The 17,673-nt window shown below is 60.5% G+C and carries 14 protein-coding genes and 1 pseudogene; 6 read left to right on the forward strand and 9 right to left on the reverse strand.

Annotated features, from left to right (window positions below; translation table 11 throughout):
* Positions 1–150 precede the first annotated feature (150 nt).
* The 6 genes from groL to HMPREF3087_RS03470 form a co-directional block, all read right to left on the reverse strand.
* On the reverse strand, positions 151–1,737 hold the full coding sequence (groL, locus tag HMPREF3087_RS03445) for a chaperonin GroEL (protein ID WP_070428067.1): 1,587 nt from the start codon (positions 1,735–1,737) through the stop codon (positions 151–153).
* 82 nt (positions 1,738–1,819) lie between these two features.
* Positions 1,820–2,113, reverse strand: coding sequence for a co-chaperone GroES (gene groES / locus HMPREF3087_RS03450; RefSeq protein ID WP_019176058.1), 294 nt, complete (start codon positions 2,111–2,113; stop codon positions 1,820–1,822).
* 336 nt (positions 2,114–2,449) lie between these two features.
* A complete protein-coding gene (locus HMPREF3087_RS03455; protein ID WP_070428068.1) occupies positions 2,450–3,379 on the reverse strand; it encodes a TatD family hydrolase in 930 nt (309 codons plus the stop codon).
* 5 nt (positions 3,380–3,384) lie between these two features.
* Positions 3,385–4,965: a methionine--tRNA ligase gene (metG, locus tag HMPREF3087_RS03460; protein ID WP_070428069.1), complete on the reverse strand. Its 1,581-nt coding sequence runs from the start codon at positions 4,963–4,965 to the stop codon at positions 3,385–3,387.
* Between the two features lie 96 nt (positions 4,966–5,061).
* Entirely contained in the window at positions 5,062–5,904 is an 843-nt protein-coding gene (gene rsmI / locus HMPREF3087_RS03465) for a 16S rRNA (cytidine(1402)-2'-O)-methyltransferase (RefSeq protein ID WP_070428070.1), read from the reverse strand.
* A gap of 111 nt (positions 5,905–6,015) precedes the next feature.
* The gene (locus HMPREF3087_RS03470; RefSeq protein WP_070428071.1) at positions 6,016–6,510 is read right to left on the reverse strand and encodes a DUF4190 domain-containing protein; all 495 of its coding nucleotides are present in this window, start codon (positions 6,508–6,510) and stop codon (positions 6,016–6,018) included.
* A gap of 102 nt (positions 6,511–6,612) precedes the next feature.
* Here HMPREF3087_RS03470 and HMPREF3087_RS03475 point away from each other — a divergent pair, with 102 nt between their 5' ends.
* The 5 genes from HMPREF3087_RS03475 (at position 6,613) to HMPREF3087_RS03495 (ending at position 13,389) form a co-directional block, all read left to right on the forward strand.
* Positions 6,613–8,235 carry a dolichyl-phosphate-mannose--protein mannosyltransferase gene (locus HMPREF3087_RS03475; RefSeq protein WP_256173023.1) on the forward strand — a complete coding sequence of 541 codons (1,623 nt, stop codon included), beginning with the start codon at positions 6,613–6,615 and terminating at the stop codon, positions 8,233–8,235.
* A gap of 168 nt (positions 8,236–8,403) precedes the next feature.
* A complete protein-coding gene (locus tag HMPREF3087_RS03480) occupies positions 8,404–9,672 on the forward strand; it encodes an acylneuraminate cytidylyltransferase (protein WP_070428072.1) in 1,269 nt (422 codons plus the stop codon).
* A 30-nt stretch (positions 9,673–9,702) separates the two neighbouring features.
* Positions 9,703–10,614, forward strand: a complete 912-nt coding sequence (locus HMPREF3087_RS03485) for an N-acetylneuraminate synthase family protein (RefSeq protein ID WP_070428073.1) — start codon at positions 9,703–9,705, stop codon at positions 10,612–10,614.
* A 115-nt stretch (positions 10,615–10,729) separates the two neighbouring features.
* Positions 10,730–11,917: a glycosyltransferase family 2 protein gene (locus HMPREF3087_RS03490; protein ID WP_070428074.1), complete on the forward strand. Its 1,188-nt coding sequence runs from the start codon at positions 10,730–10,732 to the stop codon at positions 11,915–11,917.
* Positions 11,914–13,389: a polysialyltransferase family glycosyltransferase gene (locus HMPREF3087_RS03495; protein ID WP_083272009.1), complete on the forward strand. Its 1,476-nt coding sequence runs from the start codon at positions 11,914–11,916 to the stop codon at positions 13,387–13,389. Before HMPREF3087_RS03490 ends, HMPREF3087_RS03495 begins: the two co-directional genes overlap by 4 nt.
* Here HMPREF3087_RS03495 and HMPREF3087_RS03500 read toward each other — a convergent pair.
* The 3 genes and pseudogenes from HMPREF3087_RS03500 to HMPREF3087_RS10790 all read right to left on the reverse strand — a co-directional run.
* A complete protein-coding gene (locus HMPREF3087_RS03500) occupies positions 13,338–14,822 on the reverse strand; it encodes a hypothetical protein (RefSeq protein ID WP_070428075.1) in 1,485 nt (494 codons plus the stop codon). The two genes, HMPREF3087_RS03495 and HMPREF3087_RS03500, sit on opposite strands and share 52 nt — an antisense overlap.
* Positions 14,819–16,936, reverse strand: coding sequence for an acyltransferase family protein (locus HMPREF3087_RS03505; protein ID WP_083272010.1), 2,118 nt, complete (start codon positions 16,934–16,936; stop codon positions 14,819–14,821). Before HMPREF3087_RS03505 ends, HMPREF3087_RS03500 begins: the two co-directional genes overlap by 4 nt.
* Positions 16,937–17,101: 165 nt before the next feature.
* Positions 17,102–17,383: pseudogene (locus HMPREF3087_RS10790) on the reverse strand (SGNH hydrolase domain-containing protein); the annotation flags it as partial.
* A gap of 62 nt (positions 17,384–17,445) precedes the next feature.
* Between HMPREF3087_RS10790 and HMPREF3087_RS03510 the strand changes: the two are divergent.
* A complete protein-coding gene (locus HMPREF3087_RS03510) occupies positions 17,446–17,649 on the forward strand; it encodes a helix-turn-helix domain-containing protein (RefSeq protein ID WP_070428076.1) in 204 nt (67 codons plus the stop codon).
* The last annotated feature ends 24 nt before the right edge of the window (positions 17,650–17,673 follow it).

Below are 17,673 nucleotides of genomic sequence, written 5' to 3' on the forward strand. Positions count from 1 at the left end.
CTGCTAACGGGAGTTTCTGTTGCTAACGGGTGGGGCGACCCCAAAAACCTGCACGCAACTCGGCTTAAAAACGACGAAGGGCGGATGGAGAGTCTCCATCCGCCCTTCGTTCACTGAGCTCAAACCGAAGTTCGAGCCTCAGCTAGACGATCAGTCTTCTTCGTCTTCTTCCTGCTTCTCGACAACCAGCGATTCGGTGGTGAGAACCAGTGCTGCGATCGATGCTGCGTTGCGCAGTGCCGAACGGGTGACCTTGACCGGGTCGATCACGCCCTTGCCGATGAGGTCGCCGTATTCGCCGGTTGCGGCGTTGTAGCCCTGGCCGAGTTCGAGTTCTTCGACCTTGGACACAACGACGAAGCCGTCCTGTCCGGCGTTTTCGGCAATCCAGCGAAGCGGCTGACGCACAGCGCGGCGCACGATGTCAGCACCGGTGGCTGCGTCACCTTCGAGGCCGAGGTTTTCGGCTGCAGCGGATGCGTGCACGAGTGCGGTACCGCCACCAGCGACGATGCCTTCTTCGATGGCTGCACGGGTAGCAGCGACAGCGTCTTCGACGCGGTGCTTTCGTTCCTTGAGCTCAACCTCGGTGGCTGCGCCGACCTTGATGACGGCAACGCCGCCGGCCAGCTTAGCCAGGCGCTCCTGTAGCTTTTCGCGGTCCCATTCGGAGTCGGTCTTTTCGACCTCAGCGCGAATCTGGGCGACGCGACCGGCAACAGCTTCGTCTGCTCCGCCGCCGTTGACGACCGTGGTGTTGTCCTTGGTCACGGTGACGGTACGTGCGGTGCCGAGCTGTTCCAGCGTGGCCTGTTCGAGCTTCATGCCCATGTCCGGGGTGATGACTTCGCCGCCGGTGAGGACTGCGAGGTCTTCCAGGATTGCCTTGCGGCGGTCGCCGAAACCGGGAGCCTTGACGGCGGCAACGTTGAGGATGCCGCGCATCTTGTTGACAACCAGCGTCGACAGAGCTTCGCCTTCGACGTCTTCGGCGATGATCAGCAGCGGCTTGGATGCCTGCTGAACCTTTTCGAGCACCGGCAGGAGGTCCTGGATGTTCGAGATCTTGCCCTGGTTGATGAGGATGTAGGGGTCCTCAAGCACTGCTTCCTGACGGTCTGCATCAGTGATGAAGTACGGCGACAGGTAGCCCTTGTCGAACTGCATGCCCTCGGTGAATTCGAGTTCAACCGCGGAGGCCTGGGATTCGTCAATGGTGATGACGCCGTCCTTACCGACCTTGTCGAAGGCGTCGGCGATGAGCTCGCCGATTTCTTCGGACTGTGCCGACAGTGCTGCGACGTGTGCGATTTCCTTGGAACCGGAAACGTCGCGAGCGATTTCGAGCAGGCGGGCCTCAACGGCTTCGACTGCTGCTTCGATGCCGGCCTTGAGCTGGCCGGGGGCTGCACCGGCGGCAACGTTGCGCAGGCCTTCGGACACGAGTGCCTGTGCGAGAACGGTTGCGGTGGTGGTGCCGTCACCTGCGACGTCGTTGGTCTTGGTGGCGACTTCCTTGGCCAGCTGAGCGCCGAGGTTTTCGTAGGAGTCGTTGAGTTCGACTTCGCGGGCGATGGTCACACCGTCGTTGGTGATGGTGGGTGCGCCCCACGCCTTGTCGAGGACGACGTTGCGGCCCTTTGGTCCCAGCGTCACCTTGACGGTGTCGGCCAGAACGTTGACGCCCTTTTCGAGTGCCTTGCGGGCTTCGTCGTCGAACAGAAGGGTCTTAGCCATGGTTCACTTCTCTTTCTGTAAGCCGTTGCCTGTACGGCAAGCGCCGCCCGTCAGGCGGCGGTTGCTGTGGGTGCGGAAGTGATCAGGCGATGACTGCGAGGACATCGCGAGCCGAGAGCACCAGGTACTCTGCGCCTGCGTACTTGACTTCGGTGCCGCCGTACTTGGAGTAGATGACCTTGTCGCCGACTTCGACGTCGACGGGCACGCGGGTACCGTTTTCGGCAACGCGGCCGGGTCCGACTGCGACGACTTCGCCTTCCTGCGGCTTTTCCTTGGCGGTGTCCGGGATGACGAGGCCGGAGGCAGTGGTCTGTTCGGCTTCGACCTGGCGGACGACGATCCGGTCTTCAAGCGGCTTGATGTTCACCGACATGGAGGAAACTCCTTCGATCAGTTGTATGAAGGTTGCTGTGTTCAACTTGAGCGGAGGGGACAGCTGGGGCGCTGTCTTCTGACCATGCGCCGCCTGCTTTGGTCTGTTTCCTGCCGTCGTCGCGGGTGCCGGCTGGAACGGTCCTTGACGAGTGCGGTGTGCTGAGGTTTTCGGCTGAGCCCTGTGCTCAGCTCATTGTTCAGCGATTAGCACTCGCACCACTCAGGTGCTAATTCCGACTGTAGTCTGCGCTTGGCACTCGGTCAAGCGGAGTGCTAACCAGGCACATCTGGCTGCCTGGCGGTCACTCCAGGCAAACAGCGGATGCTCGTCAGTTCAGGCCCACTCCCCGATTGCCCGCAGCGCGTTGGCGGTGGTGATGTTCGCAATGTGCTCTTCAGATACTCCGCGAACTTCGGCCAGCTTGCGCGCGTTGAGTGCAGCGAGATACGGCCCGCCGGGCTTGCCGCGGTGTGGGTGGGGTGTGAGGAACGGTGCGTCGGTTTCAGTCAGCAGGAGTTCGTCCGGTACGACCGCCGCGGCTTCGCGCAGCCCGGCAGCGTTTTTGAACGTGATGTTGCCGGCAAAGGACATGAAGTATCCGCGGCGAGCGCATTCTTCGGCCATGTCAACATCCCCGGAGAAACAGTGGAGGATGGTGACGTCTGGCGCACCGACTTCGGCCAGGGTGTCGAGGACATCCTGGTGTGCTTCACGGTCGTGAATCTGCAGGGCGAGGCCGCGGCGCTTGGCGATTTCGATGTGCGCGCGGAAGGATTCCTTCTGCGCGTCCATGTCGGCGCTGTCGGATGCGTCGGTGCGGAAGTAGTCGAGCCCGGTTTCACCGACAACCCGCACGCGTTCGCGGCCTGCGAGTTCGTCGATTTCCGCCAGGGCATCGTCCAGCTGTCCTGCGCGGGCAAGCGTGGGCGCTTCGTTGGGGTGCAGAGCGACTCCACCCAGCAGCCAGGGCCTTCCAGCTTCGGCTTCGGAGGCCACGATGTCGGCCGTCCAGCGGGCGGCCGGCAGGTTGCATCCGATCTGGACTACTCGTTCGATGCCGGCCGCCATGGCGGATTCGTAGAAGAACGACAGCGGCGGGAACTGTTCGTCTTCGCCGGGCACGACGTCTTCTGCGATGACTTCGCCGGCCTTCAGCGGCAGGCGCACGCCGGTGCAGATGTCCAGGTGGGTGTGGGAGTCAACACCGGGCGCTGCCAATTGTTCGGGTACGTCCGGGTACTCTCCCGCTGCGCGTGAGGCCACGCTTATCAGTCCTCCGGTTCGACGTATTTGGGGAACACGGGTTCGGGTTTGGGAAGCTCAGTGCCGCCTGCCAGGCGTTCGTCCAGAGCAGCGAAGCTGCGCGGGTCGCTGGCTTCGATGTTGTGTGCACCCGCTTCAGCCTTACCGGCTTCCACACCCAGAAGGTCAAGGACCTTGGATGCGGATTCGGGCATGATCGGCTGGACCAGGATGGTTACGCGGCGCAGAACTTCAAGCGTTGTGTAGAGCACAACCGCCATGCGGCGTTCGTCGGTTTTGCGCAGCTTCCACGGTTCTTGTGCCGAGAAGTAGCGGTTGGCGGCTTCAAGAACTCGCCACAGGGCGCCCACGTAGCGGTGCAGTTCCTGCAGGTCGACTTCCGATCGTGCCTTGTCGAGCAGTGCGGCAGCGGCTTCCAGGAGTTCACGGTCGTCGTCGGTGAATTCGTCGTCGGAAACGTCCGGCACAATACCGCCGAGGTTCTTCGCGACCATGGACAACGAGCGCTGTGCAAGGTTGCCGTACTCGTTGGCGAGGTCTGCGTTCTTGCGCGAAATGATGCCTTCGGCGGAGTACGAACCGTCCTGGCCGTAGGAGATTTCCCGCAGCACAAAGTAGCGCAGGGTGTCCAGGCCGAAGCTGTCGATGAGGTCGTAGGGGTCGACCACGTTGCCGATCGACTTGGACATCTTTTCGCCCTTGTTGAACAGGAAGCCGTGCGCGTGAACGCGCTTGGGCAGTTCAACACCTGCACTCATAAGGAATGCCGGCCAGTAGACCGCGTGGAAGCGCAGGATGTCCTTGCCGATGATGTGCACGTCGGCGGGCCAGAATTCGCGGAACGATTCGGATTCGGCGTCCGGGTAGCTCACGCCGGTCAAGTAGTTGGTCAGCGCGTCAACCCACACGTACATGACGTGCTTGTCATCGCCTGGAACCGGCACACCCCAGTCGAAGGTGGTGCGCGAAATCGAAAGGTCCTGCAGTCCCTGCGACACGAACCCGATGACTTCGTTGCGGCGGCTGTCCGGGCCTACGTATTCGGGGTGCTCTTCGTAGAGCTTGAGCAGTTTGTCCTGGTAGGCCGACAGACGGAAGAAGTAGGACTCTTCTTCTGTCCATTCGACTTCCGTGCCGGTGCTGATGGCCACGCGGGTGCCGTCTTCGCGCACCGTGGTTTCGTCGTCTGCGTAGTACGCTTCGTCCCGCACGGAGTACCAGCCGGCGTACTTGTCCAGGTAGATGTCGCCGGCATCGACCATTTTCTGCCAGATGAACTGGCTGGCCTTGATGTGGTCTTCGTCCGTGGTGCGGATGAATCGGTCGTAGCTGCTGTTGAGGTCGTCGTGAAGCTTCTTGAACTTCGCAGCGTTGAGGTCGGCGAGTTCGCGGGTGCTGATGCCCTCTTTCTGAGCTGTCTGCTGCATTTTCAGACCGTGTTCATCAGTGCCGGTCATGAAGAATGTGTTTTCGCCGTCCAGGCGCTTGAACCGCGCGATCGTGTCCGCTGCGATGTATTCGTATGCGTGGCCGATGTGCGGCTGGCCGTTGGGGTAGGCGATCGCCGTGGTCATGTAGAAGCTCATGTGGCACAGTCTACGGCCGGACACTGACATGACGAGGTGCCGCCCACCATCCGAACCGGCACCTGACTTTCACTGGGGTCAGGCTCCGGCCCCGGGTCACTCCCTGTGCAGGTACGCCTCGTAGACTTCGCGGGTCTTCAGCCCCGCGGTTTTGGCGACCTGTGCTGCTGCGTCCTTGCCGCGCATGCCCTGGGTGACGAGTTCAGACACCCTCTCCAGCACATCCTCCGGCTCTACACCCGGACCATCGGTGCCGGAAACGACCAGGGCGATTTCACCTCGTACGCCGTCGGCAATGTCGAGCAGCACATCCGCGGCGCGACCGCGGATGACCTCTTCGTGCAGTTTGGTGAGTTCTCGGCACAGTGCGATTCTGCGGTCGTGGCCGAACACCTCGACGATCGCTTCGACCGACTGGACGATTCTGTGCGGGGCTTCGTAGAAGACCATGGTGCGCTCTTCGCGTTCCAGCGATTGCAGCAGGGCGCGGCGTTTGCCGGATTTGCGCGGCAGGAAGCCTTCGAAGGTGAAGCGGTCGGTGGGCAGGCCCGACAGCGCCAGCGCGGTTGTCACAGCGGTGGGGCCGGGTGCGCTGGTCACGGGCAGTCCGCGATCGGATACGGCTTTGACCACGTGGTAGCCGGGGTCGGAAACACCGGGCATGCCGGCATCGGTGAGCAGCACGACGCGCATTCCGGACTCGACGGCGTCGGCGATTCTTTCGGCGCGGGACTGTTCGTTGTGGTCGAACAGGCTCATGATTTTGGCTGTGTGCTGGACTTCGAGCCGTTCGGCTAAATCGAGAAATCGGCGGGTGTCTTCAGCCGCAATGAGATCGGCGGCGGCGATTTCTTCGCGCATGCGCGGCGATGCGTCCCCGAGGTTGCCCAACGGCGTCCCCACGAGCACGAGGGCAGCGCGGTCTGAGCTGTCAGTCACGGTCGTGTCCTTTTGTTCTGGAAGTGCCGAGGTGTTGGGGAGGTGCCGAGGTACCCGCCGGTCAGCGGCCCAAGCGCGGTTCGGCGCGGGGCAGGTTCCGAAAGCTGGGGGTCAGGATCCTGCGAAGGCACCGAAGCCGATGAGAACGCCGAAGAGCGCGAGGAAGCCCAGCATGAGCAGCACAAAGATTGCAGTGCCCAGGTAGCCGCAGATCAGTCCGCCGATGGCCAGGCCTCGACCCTGTTCGCCCGTCTTCTTGATCTGGGAAAGCGAAATGTGTCCCAGCACGATGCCGACCAGCATGCCCAGGAACAGCGGGCTGAAAGCCCAGCCGAGAACGAATCCGACAAGAGAACTGACCAGCGATCCGATTGCCATGCCGTTGGTGCCCGGTTGCTGGTAGTACCCAGTCGGCTGTCCGTAGGGCTGGCCGTACGCCTGCACGTACTGCTGGCCATAGGGCTGTGCGTAGGCCTGATCCCGGTAGCCGTAGGCCTGCTGCCCGTATGCCTGGCCTTGGTAGCCGCTGTTGTCAGGCTGTGAATACGGCTGAAGACTGCTCTGCGGCTGTTCCTCAGGCGGCTGGGGAATATACGAGCTGGACACTGCGGCTCCTCGAAGATCGGGGTGCGTACGCGCCCAGTGTAGCCCCGCCGCCCCCAGCGCTGTCAGTTCAGCTGTGTCGGTGCCTCCATCTAAACTGGCGCCGTGAGTTCATTGGCATCGGGTACGCGCAGCAGCGCCGGAGCACAGCGCATCCGGCTAACCGGGCTGCGCGCTTGCGTGCCGCAGAACCCTGCGCTCACCTCCGTGTGGGGCTGGGTGTGGCCGCTGCTGATCGCCGCTGTCGGCGGATTTCTGCGCATGCTGCGCTTGGACCATCCGCGCGAACTCGTTTTTGACGAAACCTATTACGTCAAGGACGCCTACTCGATTGCCCATCACGGGGTCGAACTCAAATGGGCTGAGGACGCCAACGGCAAGTTCGCCGCCGGCGATTTCTCGGCGCTGACCGATGACCCTTCGTATGTTGTCCATCCGCCGCTGGGCAAATGGATGCTCGGGGTCGGTCAGCTGCTTTTCGGCGACGGCACCAATCCTTTTGGCTGGCGCTTTACGGCAGCGCTCATCGGCACCATCAGCATTGTGATCATCGCCCGCATTGCCATCCGCATGTTCGGTTCGGTGTGGCTGGGTGCAGCGGCCGCCCTGCTGTTGGCGGCTGACGGGCAGCATTTCGTCCATTCGCGCACGGGCCTGCTAGACATTTTCGTCATGTTCTTTGTGCTCATCGCGTTCTTGCTGCTGCTCATTGACCGCGACGACGCCCGCAAGAAGATCCTGCAGCGCACAGGTCCTAGTGTCGACAAGCAGCACACGGGCTCCAAACCGTGGTTCATGCCGGCTTCTTTCGGCCCATCGCTGGGTCTTCGTCCGTGGCGACTGGCCGGCGGCATTGCCTTAGGTCTTGCCTGCGGCGTCAAATGGAACGGCCTGTACGCGCTGGCTGTTTTCGGCATCATGATTGTTCTGTGGGATGTCGCCAACCGTCGCGCAGCAGGCATTCGCCGCCCGTGGCTTGCGGCACTCGGCAAAGACTCCGTGCCTGCGTTCATGTCCCTCGTTCCGGTGGCCGGCATCGTGTACCTGCTGTCCTGGATCGGGTGGATCCTCAGCCCCAAGGGCTGGGACCGCAGCTGGGCCGCCGACAACAGCGGCTGGTGGGATTTCCTGCCTGACTGGTTGGTCAGCCTCGCGCACTACCACTACACGGCCTACAACTTTCACGTCGGACTCAACAAACCTCACACCTACATGTCCAACCCGTGGGGCTGGCCTGTGCAGTGGCGCCCCACCAGCTTCTACTACCGTTCCTACGGTCTTGGTGAACACGGCTGCACGGTTGAGAAGTGCTCGGCTGCGATTCTCTCCGTGGGCAACCCCGTGGTGTGGGGCTTGGGCACCGTGGCTCTCGTCGTTGTTCTGCTGGCCTGGGTGCTGCGCCGCGACTGGCGGGCCGGCGCGATCCTCGCCGGGCTTGCCGCAGTGTGGCTGCCGTGGTTCAACTACCAGCACCGAACAATCTTCACCTTCTACACCATCGTCATGGTGCCGTTCATTGTTCTTGCACTCGTCTACGCGCTCGGCATTGTGTGGGGAACAGCCACCGGCAGCACATCAGCACGGTCATTGCGGGCCCGCCGCCTGGCCGTCGCTGTGGTCCTCGCGGCAGCGGTCCTCGTATTCGCCTTCTACTACCCCATCTGGACGGGCACCACGTTCCCCTACGATTCGTGGCGCATGCGCATGCTCAACCCCACCTGGATCTGACCGAACCCCACGCCCAGCACCAGCAGAACTGCGCAGCACAGCCACACCTCGGCAGCCTGCCCACCCAGGAACCTCCTCCGATTTCGGAGGAAGGTTAACCGGAATCTATCTGTCGCGTAGCTTCAATTTAAGGTTCCGTTCGCAAGGGGATACCGATAATGGCCCCCTATGACCATTTCAGCCAACACTCCCCCGTCCCCCGCCGCAGATAACGCAGCCAGCGAAAAATCCGCATCGGCGGTGGCAATCATTCCGGCCCGTGGTGGTTCCAAGGGCATCCCGCTGAAGAACCTGCAGAAGATCGGTGGGCGCTCCCTGTTGGCGCGAGCCATCGAAGCAGCTCAGCGAAGCACTGAAATCGACACTGTCGTCGTTTCCACTGACCACCAGGGCATTGCCGAAGAAGCACGCGCTCACGGGGCCGAAGTTGTTATGCGTCCCGACGACATCAGCGGCGACACCGCTTCGAGCGAATCCGCTCTGCTGTACACGCTCGCGCAGCTCAGCCGCACCCACCGCCCCTTCGACATCACGGTGTTCATTCAGTGCACCTCGCCTTTCATCAACCCGCAGGACCTCGACGAAGCCACGGCAGCTGTCGCAGCTGGTCGTCACGACGTTGTGTTCTCGGCCGCTGTTGATCATTCGTTCCTGTGGAAGCTCAGCCCGGACAACACTGCCGAGGCCGTCGGCCACAGCGCGGAGTTCCGCCCCCGCCGTCAGGACCGCGAACCGCACTTCTCTGAAACCGGCGCGTTCTACGTCATGCGCACTGCCGGCTTCCAGGAATCGGGGCACCGCTTCTTCGGTTCGATCGGCATTCAGGAAGTCCCGGAAGATGACGCCCGCGAAATCGATTCACTGTCCGACCTCACGCTGCTTCGCGCACTGGCTGATCAGCGTCAGCAGGACACTTCACAGCTGAGCGAACTCGACATCGACGCTGTTGTCACGGACTTCGACGGTGTGCACACGGATGACCGCGTGTTCGTAGCCGAAGATGGCACGGAGTCGGTGCCGGTCCACCGCGGCGACGGCATGGGTGTGTCTCGCCTGGTCAAGGCTGGTGTGCCGTTCCTCATTCTGTCGAAGGAACGCAACCCGGTGGTCACCCGCCGCGCAGAGAAGCTGCGGGTAGAAGTTGCTCAGGGCATCGACAACAAAGCCCACGTGATTGCCGGCTGGATGGCTTCACACGGCCTGGATCCAGCCCGGGTTGCCTATGTCGGCAATGACATCAACGACCTTGAAGCCTTCAGCGAGGTCGGCTGGCCGATTGCGGTTGCCGATGCTCACCCGGCTGTTCTTGCCGCCGCACGTCACGTGCTGGCATCAGAAGGCGGCCGAGGTGCCGTCCGCGAGGTCTGCGACCTCGTCCATGTGCCCACCCGCCATTCGGCAGGTGTCCAGGAATCCCAGCCATCCACCACCCTCTGAGCCAAAAACCTCCCACCCGAAAGGATTGACATGACTGCTGTCCCCTACTCCAGCACCAGCGAAGGCAAGACCATCACCCCCGTTGCCATCGGCGAACACAAGGTCGGACCGGGCAACCCCACCTACCTGATCGGCGAAATCGGCATCAACCACAACGGTGATGTTGAACTGGCCAAGCAGCTCATGGACGTTTCCAAGGTTGCCGGCGCACAGGCTGTGAAGTTCCAGAAGCGCAACCCCGAAGTTGCTGTTCCGGAGCACCAGAAGTCAAAACCGCGCTCCACCCCGTGGGGCGAAATGACCTACCTGGAATACAAGTACCGCGTTGAGTTCGAAGACGAGCAGTACACCGAAATCGACCGCTACGCCAAGGAACTGGGCCTGCAGTGGTTTGCCAGCCCGTGGGACGTTGACTCAGTGAACTTCCTCGAAAGGTTCGACGCTGTCACCCACAAGGTTGCTTCGGCGTCCATCACCGATGTCAAGCTGCTTGAGGCTCTGCGCGACACCGGCAAGCCGCTCATCATGTCCACCGGCATGTCGACTCTCGAGCAGATTGACCGCGCCGTGGAGATCCTCGGCACCGACAACCTGGTTCTTATGCACGCCACCTCGACCTACCCTCTGCCGGCGGAAGAAGTGAACCTGCTGGCCATCCCGGCTCTGCGCGAACGCTACGGCGTTCCGGTCGGGTACTCCGGCCACGAACTGGGCACCACCATCACCACCGCGGCAGTCGCCCTGGGTGCTGTGACCGTTGAACGTCACATCACACTGGATTCGACCATGTGGGGTTCGGACCAGTCGGCCTCCATGGAACCTGCTGAGTTCATTTCGCTCGGACGCCAGATCCGCGAAATCGAAACCGCCCTCGGTGACGGCAACAAACGCGTCATGCCGGGCGAAGAACCCAAGATCGCTTCGCTGCGCGTTCACAGCTGACGCTCGTAACTGCCAATCACCCAGCTGACGAGGCGCCGCTTGCCGGACGCTTGCTCGTTCGCCTGCCGGCGCCTCGCCTGCTTGTGCCCGCCCTCCGCTACGTGAAAGTACCCGTGTGAGTACGCCTCTGCTATCGCTCATCATCCCGGCCAAGGACTGCGCCGAATACCTGCCAACACTTTTTGAATCGCTGCTGTTCCAAGGCACGGAACCCGGCGGAAACTTCGATCTCAGCGCACTGCAGATCATCTTCATCAATGACGGCGGAACCGACAACACGCCCGAGGTCCTCAATGAGTACGGTTCGCGCTTTGCCGATTTCACGGTCCTGACCAACCCCGAAGCCACCGGCTTGGCGAACGGTCGGAACCAGGGATTGGAAGAAGCACGCGGCCGCTATATTCAATTCCTTGACGGCGATGATTGGCTCTCCCCTGGGCTGCTCACAACGCTTACTGCTGCAATCGATGGCTTGGGTGTTGATTTTGTCCGCACGGACCATACGACGGTCCTGGGCAATAAGCGCGAGATCCGCAGGGCGCCCATGGCACTGCGCAATCGCGCCCTCAATCCGCGGGTAGGGATTCTGCCGTCCCACAAGTCAACAATGGTCGACTACCCCTACGCATGGGCGGGAATCTTTGACGGGAAGCTGCGCGAAACAGGAATGCTGCACTTCCCCAAGGACTTCATGACTGCAGAAGACCGCAGCTGGATCTGGAATCTGCATCTCAATGCAGAGTCATTCGCTGTAGTCAGCCATCCAGGTGTGTGTTACCGCCGCGGACTGTCCAGTTCGCTCACACAGATTTTCGATGAGCGCCAGCTCATGTTCCTCGATGCTTTCGAGCTCATCTTCGATCTCATTGATAACGACCGCGAACGCGAACTGCTATACCCCAAAGCCGCACGCAACTGGCTCGCTTTGCTGCACCACCACCACAAGCGATTCATTGACCTGGCGGCGCATGCCGAAGCCATGCATATCCTCGGCCTGAATGACAGTCAAGCTTCGGGGCGCGAAGCTGATCCCAGTGCTGGACGCCATTCTCAACAGTTCGAGGATGCCGTTTCATTGGCAATCCAACGCATCGAAGCCCAAAAAGCCGAGCAAATACCTCCCGCTCAACACATCCCCCACTCGCTCATCGAACAGCTACGCAACCGCGGACAGCAGGTGTCTGCACGAATTCCACGCACTGTGCTCTTGGCCGAAGTTGCTGACAGTACCACCGAACGCCGAAGCCACGTGGATTGGTTTTTGCCCAGTGAAGTCGATGTGACTGGAAAGGCACCGAAATGAAACAGCTCTTCTTCACATCGACATTTTCGCAAATCGTCACCCTCGCCGCCGGTATTGATGCAGGCGCGTATGACACAGCCCATCTTCCAGCGCTTGCCGCAGTGCCCATCGGAGCGGATTTGGGCAGCTTGAGTGAACTCTCGGCGCAGGACCGGGCCGTGGAGAAATCAGACCCCGTGAGCGAACGGATTCTTGTGGTGTCGAATCACTCCTACGCCCCGGAGCTCAGCACCCCCGTGCACATGACGCCAGATGCGCGTCCGCTCCTGAGTCGCTTCGATCGAGTCATCGATTTCAATGCCACACTCCACCCCGTTCTGCCCTCAGTGTGGAACCCGCAGCAGGCTGAACTTCCCGCGTGGGAACGCGTGCTGCGCACAATGTGGGACCTCGGAGAAGAAGAGCTCGAACTCATCGTTGAATCTCCGCAGGTCAACCCAGCAAAGGCAATCGGCCGCGTATTCTCTACCGCGCTTCAACGCGTTCACGCCGATGGCCTTATGAGTTACGGGCCCACCCGCAATTCGCTGCTTCTCACCAACGGACAGCGAATGACATCGCTGCATTACCTGCCGTACGTCGAAGGGGTCGTTCCCCGGCTACTGAGCGAATTCGATGCAGTCCCAGTCCCGTTGGATGTCACGTATTTCCGTGGGGTCGTTGATGAACTCGTGGAGGCTGCTAAGAGTCCACTCGAAGCTGAGCTCGGCGCGCTGCGCGGCCAGCCGACCGCACTCGTCGTGGGCCAGTACTTGGCGCAGCTGGGGCTTATTACGGATGACGATGAAGCTGGACTCCACCAGCAGATGGTGCGCGAGGCCGCATCACGAGGCGCCCGCCACGTGGTCTTCAAACCTCACCCCGCTGCACCCCCGGCCGCGCTTGAACCTTTGCGCCGTGCAGCGCAGGAAATTGGAGTTGGTTTTTCGGTTTTTGCCCGCCCTATCATTGCTGAAGCCGTCATCAGCTTCCTCCAACCGACAGTGGTCGTGGGCTGTTTTTCGACAACGCTCGCCGTTGCACGAACCGTCTATTCCATTCCCGCAGTCGCAGTCGGCACATCACAAGTTCTGCAGGCCATTACGCCGTTTGAGAATTCCAATCGTGTGCCGGCAGTCTTGTGCGATGTTCTCATGACCGGCGATCCCACCCCATTGACCTCTGCTCAGCAAACGCATATTCAACAACTCATCGATTCGGTCGCATATGCGGCACGGCCAAACATCGTGCCGCATCTGCGGCCGACAGCCGAAAGGTTTCTTGAGACCGCTCAACACACTGCAGATCTTGGCTACTTCCGCCGGCGGCGGCTCACAAAGCTTGGCTTGCCTGGAGCACTGCCCAAGAAACCCAAGGTGGCTAAGCTGCAGCCAGGCGGTCTGCGCATTGAACAGCGTCTGCCACGTCCACTGCGGCGTCCTTACCGGATGGTGCGACGCCGCTTGCGCTCGGCTATGAAGAACCGCCGCTGACCACGTGTGTTCCCGTGTGCGCTTCCCGCAATAGCGAGCACACATGCCAAGCTCACGGCGACGGCTGGCCAGTACGTGTAGCGGAAGTGAAAGGCCGGAATCACCGGAATGTAGGCAAGCATGTAGACCAGTGCTGATGTAGAAAGCGCAATGATTTCTCTGCCAAATTGCGGCCGGAAAACGATAGCCGCAAGGCACATCAATGTGCTCAGGGCAAGCCAAAACCATGCTTTGAATACAGCAGTTGGTTCAGCGGCGAACACTACCCCACGGACAGTTTCACTTACAGGATTAGGCGTAAACGGCATTCCAATTTCAGCGCCTCGACCATGTTCTCGCAAGGTTACCAATTGAGTGGTCGTCAAATACCTAGAATAATTTTCCAGCCGGTAGTCAAACCAGCGAAACGGATGGGTGAGCACGTGCTGTTTCCACAGCTGTTTGAGTTCACCAGCGTGCTCTACTGGCTGATAGGCCTCTCCATCAAGTCCGCGACCCCAGCAGCGCCAATAGGCATCAGAAATCCACCCAATGTCCAAACAATGGCGGCGCGCAGTATCCAAGCGGGTAATGAGCTCTGGTGACGCTCCACTCTTGTGCAGCTCTTCACTGGGAACAGAGAACATGACGTCATCCAGAATGATCTGGTCGATCTGGTGCGTTTGTTCAATGGTGTGGGTTGATTCCACCCACAGATTCATGCCGACCCCGGCACAGCCAACCGCTGCCACTACAGCAAAGCTCCGGACTGCAAACCTGCCCGCACTGCCAGCAGCAGTGCGCAGTCGCCGTGCAACTGACGAACCCGTCATATGCAGCCGTCCCAGCACCGCCTGCCGGGGACTCCAAACAGCGGCAGCATAAAGAACCACCGGCACAACGGCTGCCACGGCGTTCTTGCGCACAAGAACCGCAAATGCAATTGAAATGACAGCCAGCACCATGAGTCCAATGGGCGCCACGTTAACTCGGCCTTGCCGCTTGCGGCACTCTGCAGCGAGGAACACCGCCCCGCAGCCAAAAACAAGTGCTGCGGCCATCGTAGTGTCCTTCCACAAAAGGACCAGCTGCGACAGCGTCCACGGCGTGACAAGCACTGCCAGGGGAAGGCACGCTAGCCCTGGGCGGTCGGTACGGAGCAGAATCGTCCAGCAGAGAAGCCAGATTCCCGTGGCCATGAGCAAAACATTGATGCTCAGCAATACGTCCATGGTTCCCATGAGCTGAGCCAGTGCACCCCACAGCGCACTCATAATGGGCGGGTGCCAGTCCGACATGGGAGTCTGTCCAGTTGCCTGGTTGGCTTGTTCGTAGATGTCGTTTTCAATTTGGCCCGGAGCAATGAAGATCCGCATGGCAATCGCCCACAGAAAAGCGCCGCCGGCCAAGTACCACACGCTCGGCCGGTTGAAAGATTCCGCGCGAACCGTCAAAGCTCCAACTTCTTAGCGATGGAAGGTGCAAGCGTCCACATGTACGTACCTGTAACGTGGTTGTGATCCCGGTACACCAAGGTTGAACCTACTATCGCTGGACAGACGCCATGTGGTTCTTCTGTGCAGAACATTGACGTAGTGCCCACGAATTTCACGTCTGCGTTTTGAGCTGCCGTGCGCATCACGCGATTCGCACCGGTATTTTCCGAACTGTCAGCCCGAGGAATATCGCACGCTTCCAGGTCATCAGTGTGCCGCGCCAAGCAGTCGGGCACATTGCCCGGAGGCACGGGATTGTCCTGCAGCGCATACACCGTGGCGCCGGTCTTCTTCAGCTGCTTGAACATCTTGGAGTATCCGGTGACGCCGGGGCGTTTCTCTCCATCCATGCGCTCAAAGCCAACCTTGGCGTAACCGGCCACGACTATTTTTTGCGGCCGGAGATCTTTGAGCCGCTCAAGTGTCTCTTTGTTGGCTTGCTTGCACTTAATTGTGCCGTCGGCTTCCAAGGAACGCTCGCCCAGGGAGAACGGACACGAGTTGTGAAGGTAAACGACAACCCTCCAATCAGTGCCTTCGACAGCCTTTTTCAAGGCAGGTGTCCACTGCGAAGCGTGAGAATCACCAACGACAGCCAGTGTCTTCTTGCCGTCGGGATTGGCAATGACACACTGAGGTGTTGTTAAGGAATCAGCCGGCGCTGGCGTCTGGTCACAGTCATATTCTGGTTCGTCGTTGAGGGCGTCGGTGATACTTGGAACGGTCACGCCTTCTTGACCCACAAATCGCGTGAAATCGTGCCGGCCCAATGAATTGTGGCCGAGCTCGTCGGCATGCTTATGCAGCAGGGTTTCCACCGCCACTTTTTGCTGATGCTGATCAACGGCAAAGGCCAACTGCGGCAGGACGGCTACAGCGGCTGCAGTCACCATGGATACGCCTGCGGTGAGAATTGTTTTCCACTGAAAATCTGTCCAGTGCCGCCACCGGCGCACGGGGTTTTCAACAAAGAAATAACTGCCAGCAGCAAAAAGAAGCGCCAGCACGAAAAGAGCTGAGCCCGCAAACAATCCGGGATGGCGCCCCTTTGCTGCCACGAAAAACGTGATGAGGGGGAAATGCCACAAGTACAGCGAATACGACAGGTTGCCCACCAGCTGAACTGGCTGCAGATCAACCACGCGGTGCAGCGACAAAGGCCCCGAGGTACGGCCCGCCGCAATAACCGCCATCGTTCCGAGAACTGGCAGAAGAGCTGCAACGCCAGGAAACGGCGGTTGAGCACCCGTGTAGAAAATACAAGCCACACCAATTGCCACAAGGCCACCCAATGCAAGCACGCTACGCACAGTGCGGAACCGCTCGGTATCCACCATGACAAGCGCGAGCAATCCCCCGGCACCAAGCTCCCACACGCGCGACTGGGTGACAAAGTAGGCCTCTGGTTCGCCCGCGAGGGTGATGGTTGCCGAATAGACAAAAGACGCCGCAACAACCAACCCGAACACCATCGCGAGGAGAACGCGGAAGCGGCGGTGAGCGGCGCCTCGGCTACCCCAACGGAACGCGATCCTACCAGCACCGAGGGCTAACAGCGGCCAGAAGAGATAAAACTGTTCTTCAATGGACAGCGACCAGAAGTGCTGAAACGGCGAATCCGCGGAATCTTGGGTCAGATAGTCCACGGACTTAAAGGCGAGCGCCCAGTTCTGTACGTAGAGCGCAGAAGCCATACCCTGCACGGCGGCCGCCGTGAGCTGCGTAACGGGCAGCAGGAACACAGAAGCAATAGCCGTGAGCACGATCGTCAGGGTTGCCGCCGGCAAAATGCGTTTGGCCCGGTTAACCCAGAACTTCAGGAGGGACAACCGCTCCGTGCGCTCCACCTCGCGAATCATGTGCCCGGTAATAAGGAAGCCGGAAATGACAAAGAACACGTCCACGCCCACAAAGCCACCGGGCAACCAGGATGGGTTGAGGTGATAAATGACTACCGTCAGAACCGCGATAGCACGCAGCAGCTGAATTTCAGGGCGGAAAGTCCGCGGCTTGCCCCGCTTTGAGGGAACAGCGGGCGGGGCAGAACGGACGGGGTCGAGAACGGCAGACATCGAGTGGAGCCTGCCAGCCGAAGAAAAACCAGCAGGAACTTAAAAGTAAACGCTCGGTGTCATGAGCCGGGTGCAGAAGGGCGCGACTATGGGTGCCGCGTCAGGCGGCGAGCAGCTCAGAGCTTAAGCGCTCGCTTAGTCCGGGTATCGAGTGTTTCTGCGTTGCTAGCGGTGGTGTGGTTTTTCCCGGTATACAACAACCGAACCAATAACTGCCGGACACTGAGCGATCTCCGAACAGAAATAGGGAGTGGGGTCCCAATAGCGCAAATTGAGCTCCTGCGCGGCGTTCTGCAGTGCCTGCTGCAATCCATTGCGCAGCGGCTTCTTGCGCGTGAAGTCACACTCAGCAGGGTTGTTTTCGCTCCGTACCAAGCAGTCAGCCATATTCTGTGGCGGCAATGGGGTGTCGCCAAAGACCGTTAAGTCAATGCCGGCGTCCTTGAGCGGTTTGAGTGAATCGTGTCGAGTTTGATGGAGGGTAACGAAACCCGGAAGGACCCGCCATCATGGCAGCACCACGCAAGTACCCCGCCGAGTTCAAAGAACGAGCGATGCGCATGGCGATCGACGCGCGGAAAGATCCCGAGGCGCGCACCGGTGCTTACAAGCGCGTCGGTGAGCAGCGCGGTGTCCATCCCGAGGCGCTGCGCACCAGGGTGAAGCAGGCGTCGGCTTTCTTCGCGGCGGAGCTCGACTGCCCCTCCCGATGAGTGAGCGCGTCCGGTTCGTCGCGG

This window comes from Brevibacterium sp. HMSC22B09 (genome assembly GCF_001806795.1).
Lineage (GTDB): Bacteria > Actinomycetota > Actinomycetes > Actinomycetales > Brevibacteriaceae > Brevibacterium > Brevibacterium ravenspurgense.

Coding starts and splice junctions, on each gene's coding strand:
- HMPREF3087_RS03495 (WP_083272009.1), top strand. CDS start 11,914: ATGAAACAGCTCTTCTTCACATCGACATTTTCGCAAATCGTCACCCTC.
- metG (WP_070428069.1), bottom strand. CDS start 4,965: ATGAGCTTCTACATGACCACGGCGATCGCCTACCCCAACGGCCAGCCG.
- HMPREF3087_RS03505 (WP_083272010.1), bottom strand. CDS start 16,936: ATGTCTGCCGTTCTCGACCCCGTCCGTTCTGCCCCGCCCGCTGTTCCC.
- groL (WP_070428067.1), bottom strand. CDS start 1,737: ATGGCTAAGACCCTTCTGTTCGACGACGAAGCCCGCAAGGCACTCGAA.
- HMPREF3087_RS03480 (WP_070428072.1), top strand. CDS start 8,404: ATGACCATTTCAGCCAACACTCCCCCGTCCCCCGCCGCAGATAACGCA.
- HMPREF3087_RS03485 (WP_070428073.1), top strand. CDS start 9,703: ATGACTGCTGTCCCCTACTCCAGCACCAGCGAAGGCAAGACCATCACC.
- HMPREF3087_RS03510 (WP_070428076.1), top strand. CDS start 17,446: ATGGCAGCACCACGCAAGTACCCCGCCGAGTTCAAAGAACGAGCGATG.
- groES (WP_019176058.1), bottom strand. CDS start 2,113: ATGTCGGTGAACATCAAGCCGCTTGAAGACCGGATCGTCGTCCGCCAG.